At 41.4% G+C, this 24,503-nt stretch carries 15 protein-coding genes, 3 tRNA genes and 1 pseudogene; 12 read left to right on the forward strand and 7 right to left on the reverse strand.

Annotated elements, in window-relative coordinates; translation table 11 throughout:
* Positions 1 to 740: 740 nt before the first annotated feature.
* The 3 genes from V7K73_RS16440 (at position 741) to V7K73_RS16450 (ending at position 4,144) form a co-directional block, all read left to right on the forward strand.
* Positions 741 to 1,976, forward strand: a complete 1,236-nt coding sequence (locus V7K73_RS16440) for a two-component system response regulator (RefSeq protein WP_334881671.1) — start codon at positions 741 to 743, stop codon at positions 1,974 to 1,976.
* A 159-nt stretch (positions 1,977 to 2,135) separates the two neighbouring features.
* Entirely contained in the window at positions 2,136 to 3,488 is a 1,353-nt protein-coding gene (gene glmU, locus V7K73_RS16445) for a bifunctional UDP-N-acetylglucosamine diphosphorylase/glucosamine-1-phosphate N-acetyltransferase GlmU (RefSeq protein WP_334881672.1), read from the forward strand.
* Positions 3,489 to 3,721: 233 nt separating this feature from the next.
* A complete protein-coding gene (locus V7K73_RS16450) occupies positions 3,722 to 4,144 on the forward strand; it encodes a DUF29 family protein (RefSeq protein ID WP_334881673.1) in 423 nt (140 codons plus the stop codon).
* Here V7K73_RS16450 and V7K73_RS16455 read toward each other — a convergent pair.
* The 6 genes from V7K73_RS16455 to V7K73_RS16480 all read right to left on the reverse strand — a co-directional run bounded on the left by V7K73_RS16455 (position 4,135) and on the right by V7K73_RS16480 (position 17,388).
* The gene (locus V7K73_RS16455) at positions 4,135 to 5,088 is read right to left on the reverse strand and encodes an isoaspartyl peptidase/L-asparaginase (RefSeq protein ID WP_334881674.1); all 954 of its coding nucleotides are present in this window, start codon (positions 5,086 to 5,088) and stop codon (positions 4,135 to 4,137) included. The genes V7K73_RS16450 and V7K73_RS16455 overlap by 10 nt on opposite strands.
* Complete coding sequence (locus tag V7K73_RS16460; protein ID WP_334881675.1) at positions 5,088 to 5,282, reverse strand: DUF2256 domain-containing protein; 195 nt, start codon at positions 5,280 to 5,282, stop codon at positions 5,088 to 5,090. Before V7K73_RS16460 ends, V7K73_RS16455 begins: the two co-directional genes overlap by 1 nt.
* A gap of 457 nt (positions 5,283 to 5,739) precedes the next feature.
* Complete coding sequence (locus V7K73_RS16465; protein WP_334881676.1) at positions 5,740 to 8,796, reverse strand: hypothetical protein; 3,057 nt, start codon at positions 8,794 to 8,796, stop codon at positions 5,740 to 5,742.
* Positions 8,797 to 8,826: 30 nt separating this feature from the next.
* Positions 8,827 to 11,574, reverse strand: a complete 2,748-nt coding sequence (locus V7K73_RS16470) for a tubulin-like doman-containing protein (protein WP_334881677.1) — start codon at positions 11,572 to 11,574, stop codon at positions 8,827 to 8,829.
* Between the two features lie 20 nt (positions 11,575 to 11,594).
* On the reverse strand, positions 11,595 to 13,367 hold the full coding sequence (locus tag V7K73_RS16475) for a VWA domain-containing protein (protein ID WP_334881678.1): 1,773 nt from the start codon (positions 13,365 to 13,367) through the stop codon (positions 11,595 to 11,597).
* Between the two features lie 1,099 nt (positions 13,368 to 14,466).
* Positions 14,467 to 17,388, reverse strand: a complete 2,922-nt coding sequence (locus V7K73_RS16480) for a sensor histidine kinase (protein ID WP_334881679.1) — start codon at positions 17,386 to 17,388, stop codon at positions 14,467 to 14,469.
* Positions 17,389 to 17,668: 280 nt separating this feature from the next.
* On the opposite strand from V7K73_RS16480, the gene V7K73_RS16485 reads away from it, so the two are divergent.
* Both V7K73_RS16485 and V7K73_RS16490 read left to right on the forward strand, forming a co-directional pair.
* Entirely contained in the window at positions 17,669 to 18,394 is a 726-nt protein-coding gene (locus V7K73_RS16485; RefSeq protein ID WP_334881680.1) for a PEP-CTERM sorting domain-containing protein, read from the forward strand.
* A gap of 285 nt (positions 18,395 to 18,679) precedes the next feature.
* Positions 18,680 to 19,813 (forward strand): quinone-dependent dihydroorotate dehydrogenase, encoded by a 1,134-nt coding sequence (locus V7K73_RS16490; RefSeq protein WP_334881681.1) that lies wholly within the window; start codon positions 18,680 to 18,682, stop codon positions 19,811 to 19,813.
* A 68-nt stretch (positions 19,814 to 19,881) separates the two neighbouring features.
* Here V7K73_RS16490 and V7K73_RS16495 read toward each other — a convergent pair whose 3' ends face one another.
* A complete protein-coding gene (locus V7K73_RS16495) occupies positions 19,882 to 20,628 on the reverse strand; it encodes a hypothetical protein (protein WP_334881682.1) in 747 nt (248 codons plus the stop codon).
* Between the two features lie 437 nt (positions 20,629 to 21,065).
* On the opposite strand from V7K73_RS16495, the gene V7K73_RS16500 reads away from it, so the two are divergent.
* From V7K73_RS16500 to V7K73_RS16530, 7 genes and pseudogenes are all read left to right on the forward strand, one after another.
* Positions 21,066 to 21,195 (forward strand) — tRNA-OTHER (locus V7K73_RS16500).
* 66 nt (positions 21,196 to 21,261) lie between these two features.
* Positions 21,262 to 21,388 (forward strand) — tRNA-OTHER (locus V7K73_RS16505).
* A gap of 46 nt (positions 21,389 to 21,434) precedes the next feature.
* Positions 21,435 to 21,561, forward strand: a tRNA-OTHER gene (locus tag V7K73_RS16510).
* 36 nt (positions 21,562 to 21,597) lie between these two features.
* Positions 21,598 to 23,199, forward strand: coding sequence for a TROVE domain-containing protein (locus tag V7K73_RS16515; protein ID WP_334881683.1), 1,602 nt, complete (start codon positions 21,598 to 21,600; stop codon positions 23,197 to 23,199).
* 337 nt (positions 23,200 to 23,536) lie between these two features.
* Positions 23,537 to 23,638: pseudogene (locus V7K73_RS16520) on the forward strand (formylglycine-generating enzyme family protein); the annotation flags it as partial.
* Positions 23,639 to 23,806: 168 nt separating this feature from the next.
* On the forward strand, positions 23,807 to 24,121 hold the full coding sequence (locus V7K73_RS16525; protein ID WP_334881684.1) for a hypothetical protein: 315 nt from the start codon (positions 23,807 to 23,809) through the stop codon (positions 24,119 to 24,121).
* Positions 24,118 to 24,501, forward strand: coding sequence for an aspartyl protease (locus V7K73_RS16530; RefSeq protein ID WP_334881685.1), 384 nt, complete (start codon positions 24,118 to 24,120; stop codon positions 24,499 to 24,501). The genes V7K73_RS16525 and V7K73_RS16530 overlap by 4 nt, the downstream gene beginning before the upstream one ends.
* The last annotated feature ends 2 nt before the right edge of the window (positions 24,502 to 24,503 follow it).

Here is a 24,503-nt window from a genome sequence, read left to right on the forward strand (position 1 = left end):
CTCTGCTATTTCAATCTTAAAAGGACGGCTCATGGTTATTTTTATTTATCAAGTTTATTTTTTATATTATATGCAGCTTCATATTAAATTGGTATAACACAGTTATTATTAAGCAATTTCAGGACTTACGCTTTCAAGGCAGTGAAAGCCCTGATTTACCGTAGGGGCAATTCATGAATTGCCCCTACATTTCATACCTAATGCGTAAGTCCTAAATTTCTCTTTCCCTGCTTCTCTTCTCCCCCTGCTCAAGAACTGCTCGCCTCAACAGATAACTTTGTTAACCGAACCGTATTGGGGGGTGGGGTGTTAGGGACTTTTGCAAGAGATATATTCAATACTACATATTATTTCACAATAAAAAAATATTCCTATAAGTGGATAAGTAAAAATCTATACATATCATGATGACTATAAAGACTTAACATTCCAAACTGGGTATCTCGATATAAAACAACCAATTACAAGGCTTTTTAGCGCCGCTACTGAAAAAATATCCGTAGAAAGGCTGATTTAAGATTTGTCGCAATTGATGATACTGGAATAGAAGTAAAACAAAAAATTTGACAAACAGACACCCTTTGTTTGTAACATAAAAGATACATACGCCGAAAAACTTAGATACGTAGCTTGACATAATGGATAATGCTTATTAAACCTCTAGCTCAGATATAGTTGAATATTAAATTTGTTTTTGAAATCTGACACTGTTAACTTGTGCAAAAAACTGGAGTGCCTTTGTGATTCCATGGAAATCCACCCATACAGGCTTTACAGAACAAATTGTTAGTGAGCCAAACCCCATTAGCAGAGTGAAGAGTATTGGTTCCAATCATGCCGTAAGATCGCAAAATAATGTGGAGGCTTATTCTTTAAGCTTATCTCAAGAAGACCTTATGCTTAAAGATAACCAAACAGGGTGTTCTTGGATAAAACCTGATGTTAACTGTAGTGATGATTCATTGGTCTCTAGAACACTACAAAGCAAAGGTTCTAAAGTGAATGAGTCTGATTTAGATCCGCCGAAGGTTTTAGTAGTTGACGATCATGCGGCCAGTCGCATGACTGCTGTTGCCCTCTTGGGGATGGAAGGATACGAAGTAATTGAGGCGGATAGTGGTTCTATTGTTGTAGGATTGGTAACTCAAAAACAACCAGATTTGATTTTGCTGGATGTGATGATGCCAGGAATGGATGGATTTGAAGTGTGCCAATTACTCAAGCAGGATGAGCAGACTAGGCTAATCCCAGTGATTTTTATTACGGCTTTAAATGACAGGCGATCGCGGATTCGGGGAATTGAAGTTGGGGCAGATGATTTTCTCACCAAACCCTTTGATCGTGTGGAACTGGCGGCGCGTGTAAAGTCCTTAGTGCGGCAGAAGCGTCTGAACGAAGATTTAGAACATGCCGAACAAGTACTATTTTCTATTGCCATGTCGATTGAAAGCCGCGATTCCAATACAGGCAATCATTGTGAACGCTTGGTAAGACTGGGACAAGCTTTTGGTGAATACCTCAATTTATCACACTACCAAATTCGAGATTTGATGTGGGGTGGTTATCTCCACGATATTGGTAAGGTAGGTATTCCCGATGCAGTGCTGCTAAAAAAAGGCAAACTTACCCCCGAAGATTGGCAGATCATGCGGCAGCATGTTTTGATTGGAGAAAAAATCTGCCAGCCACTACGCACTATGCGGGGTGTAATTCCAATTATTCGTCATCACCACGAACGCTGGGATGGCTCAGGCTACCCTGATGGACTCAAGGAAGATGATATTCCCTACCTGGCACAAGTATTTCAGTTAATTGATATTTATGATGCTTTAAGGAGCGAACGACCTTACAAAAAAGCTTTTACTTCAGTAGAAGCACTTTCAGTGATGCAAAAAGAAACTGATTCTGGTTGGCGTAATCCCAAACTAATGCAGCAATTTGCCGAGTTTATTCTCTCCTGTTATGAAAACAAGTAGGGAGTAAAAAATTTTGTAGCTGCCGCGAGCGGCGAAAATTGCTATAATCCTGACTCATTGTATATTTTAGTCTTCTATGATTAGCTGGTATGATTTGATCCGACATTTTAAAGTACCAACAGCATTAATCATAATTTCACTGATAGCTGATAGCTAATTATGGTAGTTGTAGCAATTTTAGCGGCGGGACGCGGCACACGGATGAAATCACGCTTACCCAAGGTTTTACATTCTTTGGGTGGGCGATCGCTAGTCGAGAGAGTTCTCGAAAGTGTAGAACCACTTTTACCCTCACGGCGAATCGTGATTGTAGGATATCAATCTGAGGAAGTGCAAGCCGCCATGCATTCAATTAAGAGCTTGGAGTTTGTCGAACAGACTGTGCAATTGGGTACAGGTCATGCCATCCAGCAATTACTTCCTCACTTGGAAGACTACACTGGGAATTTGCTAGTACTTAACGGCGATTTACCCCTGATACGTAGCGAAACCTTGAAGCAGATGTTACAAACTCACGCCCAAAATCAAAACGCCGCCACTATTCTCACCTCCCACCTACCCAACCCCACCGGCTACGGACGAGTTTTTTGTAACGATGAAAATATGGTGCAGCAAATGGTCGAACACAAAGATTGTACTGCTGCTCAAAGAGAGAATCATCGGATTAACGCTGGAGTTTACTGCTTTCGCTGGCCAGATTTGGCAAAGGTACTTCCCCACCTACAAGCCAACAATGCTCAAAAAGAATACTATCTCACTGATGCCGTGACTCAAGTCGGAAAAGTTATGGCAGTGGATGTAGAAGATTACCAAGAAATTCTCGGCATTAACGATCGCCTGCAACTAGCAACAGCCTACGAAATTTTGCAAAGGCGAGTCAAGGAAAAATGGATGCTAGCGGGTGTCACTCTCATCGACCCTACAAGTATCACTATTGATGAAACAGTAGAATTACAGCCGGATGTAATTATTGAACCCCAAACTCATCTGCGGGGAAATACAGTCATTCAATCAAGTTGCCACATTGGCCCAGGAAGTTTAATTGAAAATAGCCAGTTGGCGGAAAATGTCACGGTGCAGTATTCGGTGGTGACAGATAGCACTGTGCAGGCGGGAAGCCGAATTGGCCCTTATGCTCATTTGCGTGGTCACGTAGAAGTGGGTGCTGGTTGCTGTGTGGGGAATTTTGTGGAATTGAAAAATACGCAATTAGGCGATCGCACGAATGCTAAACATTTGTCGTATATAGGTGATAGCGTTGTCGGCAATCAGGTTAATATTGGTGCCGGTACAATTACTGCCAATTATGATGGCGTGAAGAAACATCCTACTAAAATAGGCGATCGCACAAAAACTGGTGCTAATAGCGTTTTAGTGGCTCCACTCACCTTGGGAGATGATGTCTACATCGCAGCTGGTTCTACAGTCACAGAAGATGTGCCTGATGGTTCTCTGGCGATCGCCCGTAGTCGTCAGGTGGTAAAACCTGCTTGGCGCAAGAAGAGTCAATAAAGCCATAATTAAATCATCAGATTAGGGACTTCCAAATAAAAAAATACCCAAAAAACTGGCGAAAAAACTCTCTCCTCTTTATTCCTCTGTGTTCTCTGTGTCTCTGTGGTTCGTTTATTTGAGTAATTTATTTCTTGGAAGTCCCTTAGTTGATTCAACTAAAGGTACTAATGGTTTGTATGGTTTTAGCTTGTCCCATTTGAGTCATCAGAGCAAGACAAACCCAATTTAGTATGGAAGAACTGCTAGAACTTAGGCAATTTCTAGAACAAGGCAAAATCCATGAGGCGTTGCTGTTGGTGGATGAGTTAGAAGAAATGAGCCTCAGTGACAAAATCAATAAAATTGATAGTTATGGTGTAATTCTGCTCATCCATTTAATTCAACAAAAAGCCGAAAAACGTTCTACTCGCTCTTGGGATGTTTCGATAGAAAATACAGTCCGTGAAATCAACAAAATAAACAAGCGCCGCAAATCTGGTGATTTTTACTTGAATCAAGCAGAATTAATCGATATTCTGGAACAAGGATATCAAGTGGCACTGAAAAGAGCGGCGCTAGAAGCTTTTGAGGGGCGTTATGAAGCCCAAGAATTAGCTGCAATCGTTAACCAGCAAGAAACTTTAGCCGAAGCCCTGAAACTGATTCAACAATAGCCGATCAGTTCGTTGCTGGTCCATTCCAAGGTGTCGCCAATTTTTTCGCCGTCGTGGTAGGCGGCGAGTAAGATTTCGCTAGTTTTTCCCCAAGCGATCGCTCCACTTGCATCTAAGGCGATCGCTCCCAAATCCCGTTGGTTCTGATGCGCTTCTCCAAAGGATCGCTGCATCGCCTCCTTTAGAGACATTCCATCAGTGACACGTACTACAATCCGGGGAGCTAGACACTCATCGATAATATCTTCGCCAATGCCAGTACAGCTAACACCAGCGTTACTAGTAGCATAATTACCTGCTGGCATCGCCGAATCACTTACTCTGCCAATCCGCTCAAAGCCCTTACCACCAGTAGATGTGCCAGCAGCTAGCCTACCAGATGCATCTAAAGCTACCACACCGATGGTACCGCGTCCAGCATTGCTAGTTTCTACTAATTCGGGTTCTGCTACCACGCCAGCCATTGCACTTTTAAAATTATCCTGTCGCTCTTGTATCCACTCTTGTAACCGCAAATCAGTTAAAGCGTTATAGCTGGGAAGTTGCATTTCCCGCGCCAACTCAGCCGAACCGAAATCTGATAGCACTCGGTCTGGTGAGTTCTGTAAAAATTGCGCTAACTCAATGGGATTTTTCACCCGCGAGATATTAATTACACCACTAAACCGCCCTAATGCACCATCCATCAAAGAAGCACTCATGCGGATTTGCCCATCAGATTGTAGTACTGAACCAGTACCAGCATTAAAGCGGGGGTTATCTTCGAGCATTTGGCAACCATGCACCACCGCCTCAGAGGCAGTTGCTTTGCATAATAGTAGAGAATAGACTTCTTCTATTACTGTATGGAGCGATCGGCGCACCGCCTCCAATCCGCCTTTACCGTGGAGAGAACTACCAGCCCCGCCATGAATAATTAATTTAGGTTGCACCTGTGACTCCATTAATCTCTTGCGCTATTTGCGTCTGTGTTGCGGTTGGTTTCATTTTCAGCTTCAGAACGGCGACGACGACAACGCTCTGAGCAGTATTTCACATCGTCCCAGCAATCTTGCCACTTTTTACGCCATGTAAAAGGACGTTGACATACCGGACAGATTTTTGTTGGTAGGTCAGATTTAGAACGAACACGTCCCATATAAATACTGTCTATAGGATAATTTGATTTCTGAAAGAGGTGGAAAATAATTATAACCAGTTTGCTAGGAAGGAGGGATACTTTCGACGAAAAAATGTGTTGTCAATCTATCTTTAGACTTATTTTTTAGCTCTCTCCCAACCTTCTACAGAACTAACGCACGAATTACGGAATAACAAACCGCAGAGGCGCAGAGCGCACAGAGGAATAAGAGTTTGAGAGATATTTTGCGTAATTCCTGTCTGACAAAACTTACGCAAACAATAACCTAAACCCTAATTTTCACGTAGGGGCAATTCCTGAATTGCCCTTATAGCTTTTAGTTTTACGTAAGTTCTATCTTAAAATAAGAGAGGCTTTAAATCTGACATTTCTTCCCTTTTAGAGAAAGGGTTGGGGGTTTGAGGGTTAGGTCTATATTAAATTTTCCGAGAAGTAGAAGGAGGTAATTTAATGCCTAATTCAGAGGGTTATAGTCTGAGAGTAGATGATCTAAAAGCTTAACTTCGTAAGGATTTAAATCTGAAGCAGATGTTCCGAATTCCTGTAATTTATGGTAAATAAAATCACGTTCAAATGTTTCAATACGTTCTTCTAAGTCTCCATAGAGTTCCTGAAAGGTGAACTCAGTTGCTAAAGCTAAAGTAATTTGTTCTCGATTTTTACCAATTGACCGAGCGTTAAATTGATAATCACCTTGAGAATGCTGGGATAGTAGCCCAAGAGCGATCGCTAAAAGCAAAGTTTGATAAGCTAGTTTTAATTCCCTACCAGAACCAATTTCTTCTGGGATTAAATCGGGAATATTTTCGTCTGGCTCGATTTGTTCGCTTTGAGTCCGTTCATAGCAGTCTCGATAATACTCAATTTGACTGAGAAAATAAGCCGGAAAGCCTAACGAACGGGTCAAAATACACAACCGTTGCTCATCTTCAGCTATCAAGGCGGTTAAACTACGACTAAAGCGACTGTAAAATGCAAAAATTTGTTCTTTATCTTTTGCTCCCACCCAGAGGGTAATCTCCCGTTGAGAAGTTGGGTTTAAGTTAGTGTCAATATCTTGAAGTCGCAGTAACAAATTAGCGTTATCATAAAGTTGATTCAAACGCAAATTAGCTGTATTAGCGGCAATTAAATCTGGCTGCTTTAATACTTCGCCAATAGACAAATTAGCCAATTGCTCGAACTGTTGACGAGCAAAGGGCATAAGTTGATTTTGAAATTCTTCAGCAGAAATTTTCCACGACTGAGAACGGCTAACCTGTTGTTGAGTAAAATTTTCAGTTGGTAATGTGGAAAGGAAACTTTGGTAATAAGTATCAATATCCGCATCAGTTAGAACTGTCAGTCGAATTTCGGAGAACTTTGTGGTCGCTTGATCGCGTTGAGCAACCAAATTATTGTGTATCTCAGAGAAATCAGACAGAGTTTGACGTAAGGTTTCAGTTCTTTGTTTAGTTGTTTTAATCAAATAATTTAACGCCTCGACACGGAGATTTTGGGCGTATAAATCGTACTCTAACTTTAATTGTTCATTATAGCTGCGACGCAATTCTACGGCGGTTGCTTTAATAGTGCTTTCTAGGCGTTTAATTTGTTTCTGAAGCTTCTGAATGCGATCGCGGATATTAGTGCTGTACTTCAGCCAAACAATACCTAAGTAAGTCAAAATTGTTACCGCAGTCCAAAGCAGATAAGTAACTAAGTTAGCCCAAAACTTTTGCAATAATAGCCATAGTGTTGATTGACTGAAAATTCCGGTCAAAATCAGCAAGGCGAATATTGCACCAGTAACTAAGGTAGGATACACGATTAGATACTGTGAGCGAAAACGGTTTTCTTCTGCTAGCAGTTCATCTAAGTTATCTGTGGCTTTTTCGAGTTGATTTTCAATGGCCGTTAAGTGGTTCTGAGCTACAACGATCGCAGCTTCGGCTTGTTCACGAGCGCGAGCGATCGCCATAAAGCGAATTTGTCGAGCTTGTTCGATTTCGGCATTTAACCCCTGACGATAGTCAGCAACTGCTGTTTCTAGCTGTTTTTGAGTTGTTTGTAACTCTTGCAGTTGTTCCTCAGATTTTCTTTCAGCTAAACCATCTTGTAATTGTTGCTGCCGCAATTTTAAGGATAGAATTTGGTTGAGCAGCTTTTGAGTGGCTTCTCGATCAATTGTTACCTGCAATCTTGAGTCGAGAAATGCTTCAGCCGCACGCAGTTCTGTAACCAGATTTTGGGATTGATCGCCAATGGCATCTGTTTGCAGTTCCAAATACAAAAAGGTCAATATGTTTAATAGCCTAATTCCTTCATGTAAGCCTCTAGGTGTAGCATCAACATAGCGATTTATGCTGCGATCTAAAAAATTGGTTAGGTTTGCTTGTAGTTGTTTGCAACACTTTTCCAATGTGCGCTTATAAGAAAGTAGCTCTTTATTTTCAAATTGCCGATAAGCACGTTGCAATTCCAACCCATATTCTTGCGCCATCCCAGCATGGATCTCAATACGCGGATTAAAATCTTGCCAAACTGGTTTACCGTTGTCTCGTTCTAATTGCAAAAAAGCATTACTAAAATCTTCGCTGAGAACAAATTCTTTGGCATCTAATAGGCATTTACGACTTGCTTCGGGAGTGAATTCTGCTTTCGGTAAAAACTGCTCCATGATAATATCGGCAGCTAAGGCAGCACTCAAACGATTAATAGTTATTTCTCCTGCGAAAAACAATTCTCCATAACCAAATGAGCTATAAGCGGGTATTTTTCCCCGGACTTTTTGTGCGCCAATCAATAAACCACTGGTTTCCGGTTCCACTGTGAGAAAACCTGCCAAAGCATCAGCATAACTAGGTAAATTATCCCTCAGTCCGCCAATTCGTTCGTCCATTAGCCAGCAGTTATCAAAAGGTGGTACTTTTTGACTACCTGTAATTACAACGCCACTGGTCATTTTGTAATCTAACTCTTTTAGGAAAGTGTAAGCAGCACCGTAATCAGCAGTTGTGGCTTGGGTAAATAACCCTGGCAGTAGCAATAAAGCTTCTAAGCTGTAAGGAATATCTGTAAAATACTTAGAAAATAGCCAACGAATCAAGCGTACTATGTCAAATACTACTCCCCTAGCAAATTGATTGCTGGCTGACAGCATCAGATATACTCGATGGCTGCTACTGATTTCCACTCCTTGGCGTTTCGCTGCGATTGCTTCTTTTGATTGATTAGCCGTTTTCAATAATTCAATCAGTGCAGTTTGCAGTTCCCCAGTCGCTTCGCTGAACTGGGTACGAATTTTGGAAACATAAGCTTGTTTACTATGAGTTTGAGCGAGATCAAAACTCGTGTCAGCAAACTGATCTAACTCGCCACTAAAGCCAAAAGTTTGACTATCCCAAGTTAAGGTATAAGTTTGAATTAAACAGGTTTGATCGGCTGGAAATTCTTGCAGTTGCCGTTTAATGGCTGCACAAAAAGCGGCACTGTGAGGATCGAGTGCAAGTAAAATAGTTGGTTTTGGCATGGGGACACTCTCAGAGTGCAAACTATGGGGCTAAATAATCACATCTAAATGTTCCAGGTAGGCTTCAATTTCCTGGATTTCCATTTCTACCTGTTCTTGAATCTGCGGATCAACCTTACCTCCCTTTAAAACCTGATTGAGGTGATTGATGTAGTTTTGCAAAGTAAATTTGGCTTTGTCTTGGTCTTCGTGGGTAATCCGCTCAACTTTGTCAGCAATTTCCTTGACTAGAGGTAAGTTACTTTTGAAAGTTTTAAATGCTGATTTGCGATCGCCTCCTAAAGGCAAAACTCCGCCTTCTAATTTTTTCGCTTGTTCTGTAGAAACGAAATATTTTTTACCCTGATTGACAATTAATTTATATCGATCGGGTGCCATGGCTAAAGCAAACCAACGCAACGCTCCACCGTCCTCTTCTGGAGGAATTAAATTAGCTAAGTTTGTCCAATTGCGATGCAGGTGCTTAAAGACTTTATTCGGATCTAGGTAAGCTGACTCCATATCCCTCATTCCGTTGAAGGCAAATAAGGGAACACCGACTTCCACGCGAAACAGCATCACCTTATGGGGTTCACCTGTCGGTACGAAAGAAGGATTATTATTTCCTTTAGGCAAGCGACTAGAAAGAGGCGGATTGCTAAAAACTGTGTTGTTACTCTCTACACCGTAGTAATAAAATTCTGTGATTAAGTGTTGCTGTTGAATGGGAATTTCTGATACTTCATACTGCCAGAGAGGAACTGCAAGTTTACCAAGTTGTTGCAAATCTTGTCCGGCATCTTCGGGATTGCTATCTGTTAAAACCTCTTCAACAGTCATACTGGTAAGAGGATAATAAGCTTCATCAACAAATTTCAAAATTTCGTTCTTGACATCTTCAGCTTTTTTATCAGACCAATTCGTTAAATTTTGAGACTGTTCTCGATACCAACGGATAAAATCTTCGCCTGTAACTTTGGGGCGTTTTGATTGCAGGTTGATACGCTGAATGGTGTGAATAAAAGGATTATCGTTACTTCCTTGACGGTTGACCTCGTGATAACTCTGTTCTAAATCTCGATAAACTTTATCTAAGTTACTGTGCAGACGCTGAGACTTTTCTTGGATTTCTTCTACCTTACTCCGCAACACACCATACAGTTCAGCCGCTTTATCACACCGCTTTAAATGTAAATAAATCTTCCACTTTTGGTCAGCCCGTTCTTTGTATCTCTGACAAGCTGCTTGAATATTGTTTTTATTTGAGAACCAAGTTTCTGCGGCTTCTTTAATTTTTTCTTCTTGTGGTTCTAATTTCAAAGCATTGAAACTAGATTGCGCCTCTTGCGATTTGCGCTGTACGCTCTGCTGTAATTCATTTAGCTTTTGGGAAAGTAGGTTTAAAAATTGCAAGGCATAAGCTAGCCCATTGGGACGGTTGAGGCTTCGCTCCCAGAAAGTTGCGATCGCAGCAGTTGTAGTCTGTTGTAAGCGATGAAAATTCAATCCCAACTCTTGAGCCGTGCGTTGTTCAAATTGATCCAACTGCCGTTTGTAGAGTTCTTTAATCGTCGGTAAAGCAGTGCGATCGTAACGCATTTCGCCAATTCTAAATTCGGGTTTCATCTGTCCGCCGCGATCGCTTTCAGTCAAGGCATTGAGGACAGTAGTCGCTTCTGCTAACTTGCAATCTTCTAAAAAACGGGCGATGTCGCTTTCTAAATCGATTGTTGGGGTAGATGCCATTAACTCATTCTTTAGCAAGCTTTGAGTATCTTCTAATTTCATCCGCTCATATTGCTGTACTGGCAAAGTCAGGGTAGCAAAACCAAAACTACAGTAATTTATATTGCGTCCTCTAACTTTTTCACCAGTTGCCAGATAAGCGCGAATGTTATCAGCAACGTTAGCAGCATCTAGACCGATTTGAGAACCAATTTGGATGTACAAACCATCTGCAACTAAATTTTGTAAATCATCTGGACGACCAACTACAGTTCCATTTTTATTAACCCCGTCAATTAAAAATACAGCATCAAAGGGAGGACGATCGGCTTTTATTTTTGCGATGCCATAATCAATCTCAATGCTATTAGAGGGGGACAATCCCCAAAAGTTTTCGATTTCCTTGAGAGCGCCATAAGCATTAGACTTGACCAAGTGAGTTTGGGGAATATTAGCAAACACTCTGGGTAAAACAAATACCCCCGTAATATTAGAAAAATTATTCAGATGTCTTCGTGTTAAAAAAGCCGTATCTAAGAATGTGCCACTCCCCGTTCCACCAGCCAAACTGCCAACAATAAAAACTTCGACACCATCTCGACTGGAAACTTGAAAGTTATCTGAAAATACTTGTTTACTAGTGCGAATTTCGCGGACAGAATTGATTGCTTGAGCAATTAAAGCGTCAATATCGCCTACTTTTGCAAATAAGGCCAGCCGTCCCCGGGCGCGAATCTGTCCAGCGCCACTAATCAGGCTAGCTGCTGAAATATCCCTAGGCCACCATTCCGCGATGTGGTCGTTACGTGTTAAAGGTAGGGGATTTGCGACAGAAATTGCATAAAGTTCATTAGGTTCTAAGATAACCTTAGTTCCATCAGGTGATTTTTCTCGTTCTTGGATATTTTCAGTAGTATCAATAGAAATAAAACGAATAACTTCTGGAACTGAGCCGTAAACATCTATAAATCGCTTTTTAAGCTTGAGTACAACTTCATAACCCGTTCCTCCTAGCCCGATAACAACAGTAGGACGAAAAACAACCGTGGGACGCACAACCGTGGGACTTAACATTCACTTTCCTGTGATATTATTCAAAAGTTTGTTTGCCCACTGCTTGGCTCAGGGGGTCTTTGGTGTTCAATCCAGTTAAATTGCAGCTTAACGTTGCCAATCTGGATGATGTCCTCGTCGAAGAGTTCATCTGTATTTATATTTTTAGTATTGACAAAAATTACACCTTTCAAACACCGCAAATCTATATTTTTTTTGCCTGCCCGCCAAACTGTGACTAACTCAGCATCAGAATTTGTCGGAGCAATAACTGGTATCAAATCACTCAGGCATACTTTACCCTTTTGTAGGTGAGTAAGACTAATCTCTTCGTCTTGCGATGATTGTGGCAGTGGTTCTAGCACTACCAACGCTCCTTCTAAGCGGTTGCGGTTGCGGAAATTTTCGACTAATTCCAAGGGGGTTTTGCGTTGAATCAAACAAACTACTATCAGGGCAATTAACAACACCAACAGCACTAAAAGTAACCAAATAACTATTTTTCGCCATAGGGGCATCAAAATATACAGATGAACTTCCGCACTGACAGGATTAGCAATTGATTTATCTGGGGTTAGGACTAGTGTGAAAGTGCGATCGCCTGCAAAACTGTTATCAGTAACCTGCAACTGCACAGGAATTTTAGTTTCTCCTGGTTGTAAGGATATGGCTGCTGAAGGTTCTGTCATAGAAATGTCTTTGAAATTGCCTTGCAGCTGTAAGCTAGCTGTTCCAGATGTATTGGTGCGAACTACCAAAGTTTGAGTCTCAGTGGTTTTCCCTGCTTCTATTGAGCCAAAATCTATCTTTGTAGGTTGTATTTGCAGTTGTGACTTAATGGTTATAGGTAGGTCAATTTTAATTGGTGCAATCGCTTGATCTGCACTGATCAACACCAAGCGCAAGTTATTTGCGCCCCCTTTTGCCTCCGGTGGTATCTGTAAACGCACAGGGATCACTGTTGCTTGATTAGCAGCTAAGTCGATGGTGCGATCGGGTGAAATTAAGCGAATACCACTTTGATCAGGGTCTTCTAGTTGCAAACTTACCTTACCATTGACATTACTGATGGTATTAACATTGAGCGGTTTAGTAGTTGTTCCCGGTAATACTGGCGACAAATTGGCAGTGGGTAAATTAACATCAAGCTTGGGTGTAATCAGCACTGGTCGGATATTTTGAGCCAGTTGATTTAGCTGAATTCCTCCAGGATCTCGCAATACTTGTCCCTTGCCACAAAGCGCTGGATTGCTAGCAAAGTCATTCAGTTGCTTTTCGTGTTCTTTTAATCCTAAAGACACAAAAAATATATAGGGCTTGCATTGTTGCTCACGTAAAAATTGGGTATTACTAGGAATAGAAATTGGATTAGGAATACCACGCACATCTTCTAATCCATCTGTCAGAAATACAATACTAACAGTACGACCAAGAGCGTCAGCACGTTTATTTAACAGGGCAGAATGTTCCAAAGCCTTTTGCACAGCCTTACCTGTATAAGTACGCACGCCCTCAGCTTGAAGTGAGCTAATTATTTGCTTAAGTTTACCTCTGTCTGGATTACTATTAATAGTGATATCATTGGCATTTAGGGTGACATCTGTATCAAAGCTATAAATAGTAACTGTATCGCCTAATCTAGCTGTATTAACAAATTCGGTGATAGAATTTTTAACTGGCTCAAAAATGTTTTTTGTTCCACCGACACCACGCATAGAAGCAGAAGTATCTACAACTAAAATCCAGTCAATTCCTCCTTTAGGAGTAGTCTGAGCAGATGCACTATATAAGTTAGGAATTGATATTAGAGCCAAAAGAATAATGCTTCGGATTGAACTAAATCTCAACCAATGCTTGAAGTATCTAAAACTCATTGATAGATTTCTCCAGACAAATAAATTTTATCTTGGTCTTCATTAAAGCGGTATATTAATGGTTTAAATTTAATTATTTTGATGCTTATAAATATGTTTTTATAGCATCTATAAATTTTTATTTGCAGTAAGTTGATAATCTCTAAAGTGGTAGCTATAATTTGATGTAGTGATTCCATATTTTTGCTTAAAAATGTATGTTTAAGGGGGTATTTATATTTTAAGAACGCTATCAAGCTTGAATTAACTATTAAATAAAACATGTAATTTAAGGGAGCATCCCAATGAGTACTTAAATCTTTTCCCCCAGCCCCTCTCCCAAACATGGGAGAGGGGAGACATAATTCTAGTTTTCCGAATCCCAAACATAGGATTCGGGGTTAGGGGATGAGGGCTATCAAGGTTTTTGCACATTTGGGATGCTCCCTAATTTAAAAAAAATATCTTAATTTAATTAGCAATGTATTGGTTAAATATTGCGACAATATTTAATTCCCCAAAAAAGCGCTAAGAAGAATTGGTAATTGTTTATGCTTTAATCACATTTGCAAATAGACTTTTTATAAAAGTTTGACAAATTTTAACTGGCTAATTAATTTTTCCTCAATAAAAAATGACTGGTGTTAATCAGCGTTTTATCAAGTTATATGTTAACTAGTATTTTTAAAAATGTCACGTTTTTTTGAGACATTCAAATTATCAAAAAGTACTAGTTTAACTCTTTATAGACTCAGTAAATATATCTAAAATAATTGAGATAACTGCCAAGCTAATTTTATATTTCCGTTTAATTAACCTTGACAGTGACAAGGATAAATTGTTAACGCTTGTAGTTATAGCAGTTCCCAAATAATTAACCACGCCAAAGTAATACATCAGTACTGCTTTGGTCTGCGGGAAGGTAAGCGCATCTGCGTTTAAATTTCAACTAAATACAGTATTTCATTAATTATGATAGCGAATTCTCCGCGTGCCTCTGCGTTTACCTCTGTATCCCTCTGCGTTTAAACTTTAACCCTCAATTCGCCACGATTTTACACTAAAAATTATCACCAACTAAGGTCAACAACAAGCGGCTAACTAGCCGATTATCTGGTAACTGATAGAAATTCAACTCTCCTCCTAGTTCTTGCATGAGGTTTTGGCAGATTACCAAATGTAAACCTGGTGGTTGGTCGAGTTTGGAGGGAGCAAGCACATCTTTGGGTCTATTATCATGTAGTTCTGTTAATAGCTGTGGTTCGATCGCACCGTTGTATGTAATCGACAGTTCTAGCGATGTCTGATGATCAGTTTCTCCACTTGCAGAAGAAAGCTTTGTATTTAAGGATTTTGACGCATCAAAACGGCGACACCAAATATCAATTCTGCCGCCGCTTTGAGAACGGTTGCAGGCATTAACCAATAATTCATGGATAACTAACTCAATTTTGACAATATCACCAGCGATCGCCATTGCAGATTGAGCGTTAGAAGTAGGAAGACCTCTAGCGAGTGAAGAATTCTTTGACGATTGTTCCTCTATCTGTTGTCCCAAACCATGTACACCAATCCACAGCTTTTGTTGTTTAAGTAAATTTTCGATGCGTTCGAGCGATCGCTTCAGTAAACTGGCTATGGGCATAGTTTCCCAACTTATATTTAGCTGCCATTGCTCAAGTTTTAGCATTCCACTCATAGAGGCGGCTGTATGATCTAATTGCCGCAGCAATAGTTCGTAGCGCATCTGAGTCAGTTCATTACTAGGAGTACCCAAATCATGTATTTGTTTAAGGGATAGCGCCGTTATTCTTTGAATTTCCTCTAAGCGGCGATGTTTGTACCAGTTGAGTTGTCGTAAATCTTCTGTTGTGGATTCTAAAAGTCGGGTAATTTGCTTTTCACGACGCCACCAGGCTAATTGAGAAATCAGAGTTGCGATCGCACTGAGATTTTGTTCTGACCAGCGACGCTCTTGATAGTCTGCTAACAACACTACACCCGTAATTTCATAATCAGCATTGGTACGTAATGCCATCACCAAAATTTGACCTTTGTCTGGAATCTTCAACCATTTTCGAGTTTTGGGGGGTAAATCATCTACGTTCAAAGTCAGGTAACTCTCTGTGGCAAGTCCCCACTGAATTAAGGCTTCTGTCTGGATAGAAATAGATGCATCGGAAAAAAGCCCGAATAGGCTATTGTCAGCCACTCCAGGGATAATTTCTGCCCAACTTTCACCAGGTGACCAGGATAGCAGTAACGCTAAAGGACAACCCAGAATCGATGCTATTTGTTCGAGTGCTGTACGTTCTAAATGTTTTTTTCCTACCTCAATTTTGCTATTTGGGGATTGTGTCAGGATGCGTAGGCATTGCTCAAATGCTTGGGAAGTTTTTTGCTGCTGGGTGGTGCGGCTATGTAATTGCCACTGGCGAATAATTACACCAATCTGTTGACTAACAGCCAAGAGTAATTCTTTTTCTAGAGTTGTCCAAGAACGATTGGTTTCGTGAGCTATCACCAAAAGCGTTGCTGGTATATGCTCGTGAGTGCATTTACAAATAAGTAGCGATCGCACTCCACTTTCTAACAACAAGGGACGCCAATTAAAAAAGCGTAAATCTTCATCTAAATTCTCAATTTCCACGGCTTGAGTTGAACGTTGCAAAAGCTGCCCATCTAACTCTTTGAGAGGATGAAGGGCAAATGTCAACTGTCGGCGATTAGAAGGCTGACTTTGGTAAATAAATTTATAATGATTCTGTTGAGGATCATACTGCAACAACAAAAATCGTGTAGCAACTAATCGAGCTAAAACTCTTTTAGCACAGCTGTCTAAAGTTTCCTGAAGGTCATGTTCGCTATAGATACCTTGAGCAACTTGACTAGTCAGTTGGGCATCCTCTTGAATCTGTTTGATAGTGTTTTCCATGCTTTCGGTAGTTGCGACCAGAGAAATTAAGCCAGCAGCACCTTGAACAAAATTTTTGTCTGTCTCTGTCCAGATTCGAGGTTCATTGCTTTCTACCGCCAGAAAACCGAGCAAGTTCTTTTGCCAGATTATTGGAGCGGCTAAGAGCGATCGCACCTTCAGCCGTTGCAGCAATTTTGCTGTAAAATGACTCTTTAAAGAACTGCGGGCATCACCAATCGAGACAATTTGGTTAACTGTCAAAGCATAATAAAAGTCACTCAACTCCTGTACCGTCATTCCCGCCGCTTGCTGAGTGCTAGAATTGCGATCGATTTTCACCAGCTGATTGCTGATCCGACACCAAAAGTAGCGCCCTTCCCGCTCAAACCAGTAAATATTTGTCCGGTTGGGGGAAACAAATTTATGAGTTGCTTGCACCGCAGCTTCAAGTCTTTGATTCAGGTTACCAAGGGTGCGTAAATTTTCTAGCAATTCTAATAATCGTTCGTCGATTCGCTTGGTTTGCTTTTGCTGCAAATGTATCTCATTTTGAAAAAGCACTGCCCCCAATTCGCCTAAAACCATCATCAAACGGGCTTTTGCTTCCCCTGTCAGTAAGTAGCCCCAGCGTTCTGAACCCAGTAACAGCACACCTAAGCAACGGTCTTTATAGCGAATTGGTAAAAGAATCGTTCCTTGGATGTGGAATTTTTCGGCAATTTTTCGCCATTCGGCGGCGCGGATTTCAGTTCGCAAATCAGCTATGCCCAAGGGATGCTGTTCAATCACTACTTGCTCTAATAAATCCCCAGGACTGAGAACAACCCTTTGGTGTAAAAAGCTGGTGTCCCGATCGGGTATGATGCCCCCTTTACCGAGTAATATGTGATTCAGGCGATCGTAAAGAGCAATCCAAATCATTTTGTAGTCAAACTGTTCTTTAAGATAAGAAATAGTAGTTTCAATCAGAACGTCAACATCTTCTTCTTCTCTGAGGTTTTGGAGGACGCGCCCCAATGAGAGGATCTGCTGTTCGGCGGCTATAGATTTTTGCGGCTGCCCCATCTGATTTATTGGTTTACATAACTTGTAATATATAAGATGCCCAGAAAAGCACCTTGAGTAATAAGCGATCGCGCATTTTCCCCAGACAACACTCTTAAATCAGTTAACAGTTAAAATTTATAACTTTATAAAAAACAAATTATACATGATGTTGATATTATGTTGATTTGGTAAAAAGCTCAATTAGCCATTGATACTAAGTATTTTTAGCAGTAATATATGTGTGCTGTCCGACGATGTACGTCTGGACAAACTAAATTTGAGCTTTTTTGGAGAGCAAATGAGTTTTACTTTAATTTCAAATCCTAATTCTCTCAAACTTGGGCTAACAGGGATGTTAGGATCAGTTGCTTTATTGTTAACTGGAACAACTTCGGCGCACGCTGTCAATATTACAGCAACCCTCACAGCAGATAACCATTATGGTCTTTACTACGGTCAAGCGGACGGTAGCGGGTTGACATTTGTTGGTAGAAACGAGAAGGGTGCATCTGGCAATCCTGGCCAATTTAACTGGTCTTTGCCTGAAACCTTCAATTTCAACGCCAATGACGGAGACTATCTGTACGTCCTAGCTTGGGATGATAGCATAAACCAAGCCTGGATAGGCGACTTCACATTGCCTGGTGGCGGTTCCCTCTTATCAAATACTAGCGATTGGGTATACAAAATTGCTAGTGGTGCAAATCCAGGTGAGTCTGGTAATGTTCCTTTATTAACAACTGTGGCTAGCGAAATAGGTAGTGCAACTTGGAAGACCCCACAGGTGTCGGCTCGCCAAGGAACTGCTCCTTGGGGTACAATTCCAGGTATATCTTCGCAATCAAAGTTTATATGGCATGACTCGCTGGGCTACGACTCTAGCAGCGATCGCAATTATGCCATCTTCAGAACGAAAGTAGCACTTACCTCTGTTCCTGAACCCAGTACTCTTGGTGTCATAGCAGTTGCTGGTGTTATGGGATGGATGATTAAGCGCAAGCAAAAAGCCTCCCAAGCACAATAAATTCGTCGTTGTTACACAGCTAAAGAAGTGTTTTATCCCTGTTTTGTCACTCTCGGTAAACAATAATGGAACCCAAACTCTGAGACTTTGATTTCATAAAGGTTTGAGGCTTTATCTTATAACAAACTAGAAACTAAAGCCCTGTAACCTTTTGGGCTATTACATTCTTCCAAAGTGACAAAACAAGGATATCTCATACAAAGTAATATTCCAATACCCTTACCCGTAAGTGAGGGTATTTTTTATGCAACTATGCCTAAGTGGGTAATTTTTTTTGAAAAGCTAATGGATATTTATAAATTTGCCATTCGTCCGGTTTTGTTCAATGTGGTAAAAGCCGATTCGGAGTGGTTACACCAGCAGACGATTCGCTGTTTTAGCTGGCTGTCGCAAACCCCTGCTAGTTGGGTAAACCAACCCTTACAAAAATCCTTGTGTTTGTACGATTCCCGCCTAGAACAGAATTTGTTTGGACTAAACTTTCCTAATCCCGTAGGGTTAGCGGCTGGGTTTGACAAGGATGGAGTAGCTGCTAACATTTGGTCTAACCTGGGTTTTGGCTTTGCTGAATTAGGAACTGTAACTTTTCACGCACAGCCAGGAAATCCGCCTCCCCGTTTGTTTCGCTTGCCGTTGGATAAAGCTGCTCTGAATCGGATGGGCTTTAATAATCGCGGTGCAGCAGCAATGGCGGCACGTTTGGCACAAGAAAAACAGAAGTTAACCCAGTCAATACCCATAGGCATAAATTTGGGTAAATCTAAGCTAACTCCTCTAGAAGCAGCCGCACAAGATTATCTCGATAGTTTTCGTTTACTCAAGGATTTGGGAGACTATTTTGTTGTTAATGTCTCTTCTCCCAATACACCGGGGTTGCGATCGCTCCAAGATGCTTCTATGCTCAGTGCTATCTTGAATTTATTACAACAAGAAAATACTACACAAAAACCAATTTTTGTCAAGATAGCGCCAGATTTGGATTGGGTTGCGATCGCTGACATTATTTCTTTGGCTAAAACCTACCAACTGGCAGGAATTATCGCCACTAACACCACCATCAGCCGTGATGGACTCAAAACCCGGGTGATTGACCAAACAGGCAAATCACCTCAGGATGAAGCTGGCGGAATTAGCGGCGAACCATTGCGCGATCGCTCCACTGAGGTAATTCGTTTTATTTGGCAGCAAACCCAAGGAGAAATTCCGATTATTGGCGTTGGTGGCATCTTTTCTGCTGACGATGCTTGGGAGAAAATTACTGCTGGTGCTAGTTTGATCCAGGTTTATACAGGCTGGATTTACGAAGGCCCATTAATGGTACGCCAGATTCTCGCAGGTTTGCTTGTCCTACTAGAACAAAGCGGCTTAAATTCCATCAACGAAGCTGTAGGTTTACAAACAAAAATTCCCAAATTCTAATTACGAATTACGAATTACGAATTACGAATTACGAATTACGAATTACGAATTACGAATTACGAATTGTTTTAACCTTGTTCCTCCACTGGGAAAAACTCCTTCGTTTTTTCTGAGTATGACCAGGCAATACCATCAGGATCTTTGCTGCGACTCCAATCAGGAAACTCTGGATCGTTTCGCCGTTTATAAACCGTGCTGGAATAGACATTTAGCCGTTTGGCAAGTTCAGATTGAATCAGAGAGCCAAAAATTAACTGTTTTTCCAGCGATCGTGTAGCTGAATCATGGGTTGGCTGTGGTGGTGATTCGGTTTCTGGTTCCTCCTGTGGGGTTGGTGGTGGTGCTAGGAGCGATGGCTGCGCCAACGTCTGCGACGAACGCGCAGTTTTAGTAACTGCTTGAGTAGCAAGTTCTTTAACAGGCTCACTACTATCAAGAATATTGCCGAGAATGCTGGCAGTTATAAAGTAATAAGACTGCCCCGCATCTTCGGAGTTTACTATACTAGCGCCAAATTCCGAGGCTTTACTATCCAAGTAGCGTTTTGCCGTTGTTCCAGGAAAATTGCCCCTCATTGCCAAGTCCATTGGCGTAAGCCTGCCCTGATTTTCCCGAACTAACTGATGAAAAATTGGGTTAACTCGATGAGTCCACTGTTGCCATTGATATTCCTGCCAAACCTTGAAGCCAATTACCAGCAAAATTAGTGCCAGTAAAAATCTCCAAGTGGTAACTAGGAAAATAATCAAGAACGAGAGGGGCAAAAGTAGAACGAGAAAAGCCTTACCGTTATCTTCTATGGGTTTCTCACTCATGCCGATTTTTGCCAAGTGAATTTTTGGAAATAATACTATATATTGGCAAAAATTAGGACACTTTTTTGTATCTTTTGGCAAAGTTGCCGGCAAAACCTTTCCTTAGTGAGTGTCATAACCTTTTCAATCTGCAACTTATCTAAGATTGGTCTGCGATGCCTACGGCGGTAAACTACGCACAAAAATTCTTACCGGCGAAAACAACAGGGTTTTTCACTCAACTAACAACTCATAAATTAACTTGCCAACCCCTTGACAACAAATAATACACATACTACATTAATAATACAAGTCAACTTTACTTGATAAGTAAATAGGCAAGATAAAACCAAACTATATAACGAAAAGTAAAATCTCTGTATTTAGCTCGTAGTTGCGCTTTAGCGAAGACAGCGCAACTACGAGCCAATGATGATTATTTGCGCCTACTTACTTATGTGGTGGGTAGCTCAGTGGTTAGAGCGCCTAAACATCCTTATTCAGCCCTTGCCTGAAAAGGCCGACGAATTGAGGGTTATCGCCTGTCACGCGGGAGGTCGCGGGTTCAATCCCCGCTCCACTACACCAATTAATTTTAGATTTTAAATTCAATCCAAAATCCAAAATCTAAAATCCAAAATCCAAAATTTTCATGTGGCGGGTAGCTCAGAGGTAGAGCGCTAAACATCCTTGTTCACCTCTTGCCTGAAAAGGCCGACGAATTAGGGTTATCGAATCAGGTTCGAGAGGTCGCGGGTTCAAATCCCGCTCCGCTACACCAAATAATTTTAGATTCAATCCAAAATCCAAAATCCAAAATTTCTATGTGGCAGGTAGCTCAGTTTGGTAGAGCGCCGAAAAACATCCTTGTTCACACCTTGCCTGAAAAGGCCGACGAATTAGGGTTATCGCCTGTTAAGCCGGATGTCGCAGGTTCAAATCCTGCTCTGCCACCTTTCATTTTGCCCACAAGGGCTGGGAGATGAAGCCATGAATTACAACTTCTTCACTAACAAGAAGACAACTACACCACAAAATCAACCTATCCCCGGACGAGAAGCCGAAATGGTTCAGGGACGTTCCGGCGGCTGGATGTTTGATGCTGGTATTTGGAAGATGCTACGCCGTTGTCTGTTAGTTGGCACAGCAAAAAGCACTTACTACGCTGGTAAACAGGAATTAACTGAGGATTTTGTGACAGTTGTAAGACTTGCTGTTGCGGAAAATCCCAGCCGTGCGGCAGAAGAAATTCTATATGCTAGCGATGGACGCGCCATCAATAACAGTGCGCCAATATTAGCTTTGGTACTGCTGTCGATGGGTGAAGCACCAGAAGCAAAACAGGCGTTTGGTGAAATCTTCCCGCAAATTGTCCGCACTGGTAGCCACTTCTACGAATGGTTGAACTACACCAAATCTCTGCGGGGATTTGGCAAAGTAGTGCGGGAAGCTGGTAAAACTTGGCTCTCAAGGGAAGACGTGAAGGGTTTAGCTTATCAACTGTTGAAATATCAACAGCGTCAAGGCTTCTCTAATCGAGATGCGTTGCGATTGTTCCATGTCAAACCGCCTACAGAAAATCACCGTCAACTATTTGAGTGGGTAGTTAAAGGCTGGGAAGAATTACCAGCAGATATCCCCTCAGAAGCATTGGCGCAGATTTGGTGGTACGAGTGGCTCAAGCAGAATCCTACCCAAACCCATGAAGCTATTTCCCAAGGACGCTTAACCCACGAAATGGCTGCACCTGTGGGCAAAATGGATCAGCTTGCTTGGCAGTTGCTATTTCAGGAAATGCCAATAGGTGCAATGTTACGTAACTTGGGTTCTTTAACTGAACTGGGTGTGTTACGAGCTGATGAAAACGCTAATTTGCTGCAAGTGGAAACAGTTCTTAATCGCAGAGAACATCTGCGTAAAGGTCGCATCCATCCGATAGATGTTTTGAAAGCACTCAAAACTTATCAATCTGGTGGAACATTAGGACGCAGCAAGAAAACTTGGAATCCAGTTCCTCGGATTGTGGACATTTTAGAAAAGGCGGTTGAACTGTCTTTTGATGTTGTGCAACCGACACGTAAAGTATTCATGCACGCCGTAGATGTTTCTGGTTCTATGGGTAACTTGGTTGCAGATATGGGACTAACTTGTTGTGAAATTGCCACCACAATGGCACTAGTGACAGCAAAAGCAGAAAAAAACTACATGATTCGCGGCTTTGCTACCGAATTCCGGGAATTAGATATTACCGCCAAAGATAGTTTTAGTTCTGCGGTTCGCAAAGCTAGCAATCAAAACTTTGGTGGAACAGACGCATCTGTAGCTTACGACTGGATGATCAAGAATAACTTTAAAGCTGATGTAGTCTGCTTTTGGACTGACTCGGAAAGCTGGGCGGGAAATAAGCATCCTAGTCAAGCACTGAAAAAGTACCGCAAAAAGGTAAATCCTAACGTCAAGGCGGTATATGTCACCTTGACACCTTACCAAATTACTTTGGTAGATCCTGAAGATTCCCTCTCCTGGGATTTGGCAGGGTTGGACCCAGGTACGCCTCGGATCATCCAGATGCTGGCTACGGGTGAGTTGTAGAAATTGGTGGAGGGTAAAGGATGAAACACTTTATCCTTCATACTTCATGGCGGGTTATCCTTGTTCGCAACTTGCCTTTCGGGGCCGAAGAATTTAAGGTTATCGGTTACGTCTCCACCATTGTGGGGATTAGCGGGTTCAATCCCCGCACCCGCCTTTGTTTGATTTTTACCTGACGCAAAGAAGAAGGCGATTTAATTTTTGAATAGTCGTTTTTCTATTTCAGCAATGGGTAAGAGTAGGGTGTCTTCGATGTGCGTAGGCGCAGCCCGTCGTAGACAGTGTGTAGTCAAACACCTCAAACCCAACTCCAACCCAACAATATTACAATTCGTTAGAAAACGTGAGTTGGGATGATGCAGTAGAATTTTGTAAAAGGTTGAGCCAGAAGACAGGAAAAACCTACAGACTACCTAGCGAGGCCGAATGGGAATATGCTTACTGAACAGTTATTCGACTCTCGCAAAACGATGATGTTGGGTTTCACTACATTCAACCCAACCTACAAAATTTAGCTAGATTAGCCGAAGCGATTCCAATATTTTATAGACAATCAGCAATAGCACGCAATAATTAAAATACTGCTTCTAATCTATTTTTATTCAATATGACTCAATTATCAAAAACAAGCCGAAATCGGGGATGGATAAAATCTAACGTTACGACTGAAGAAACAAATCTCCGTCAAGCACAACGTCAGGAACTGGGTGCTAGGTGTCGTACTATTTTTGAGTGCCTTCGTCCCCAACTCATCGACAACCATTACAACTGGTTTATCGCTATTGATGCAGAAAGCGAAAACTACCTGATTGACGCGAAACTAGAAGGTTTGCTACAGCAAATTCGCGCGCGATATACTAATCCAGATGCGAAACTTACTATCTTTCGCCTTAACGAAATTGGAGCTTGCGGCACGATATGATTGTGGGCAAGTTTGGTAACAATGGAGAGTTGTTCTTTGAAATACAATTGGTTGTAGCTAATGGTGAGCAATTTGAAGTTGAAGCAATGCTTGATACAGGTTTTACATCTGGGTGGCTGGCGATTAATTCTCAAGACTTGGAAGCTATTGACTGGCCGATAGTTATACCTAAGATTGAGATGCAAACTGCCAGAGGATTAGAGTATTTTGATTTATATGAAGGAAAAGTCATTGTTGCTGGCAAAGAATTTATCATTCCCGTTCATGTAGGAGAAGAACTACCTGATATTTTGCTTGGTTCACTGTGGTTAGATATTATGCAGCTGGTTGTGAATAAACCAAAAAGGATTTTGACATTAGAAGTAGTGGAAGCAGATTAGTA

Source organism: Nostoc sp. (genome assembly GCF_036916975.1).
In the GTDB taxonomy this organism is placed as follows: domain Bacteria; phylum Cyanobacteriota; class Cyanobacteriia; order Cyanobacteriales; family Nostocaceae; genus Nostoc.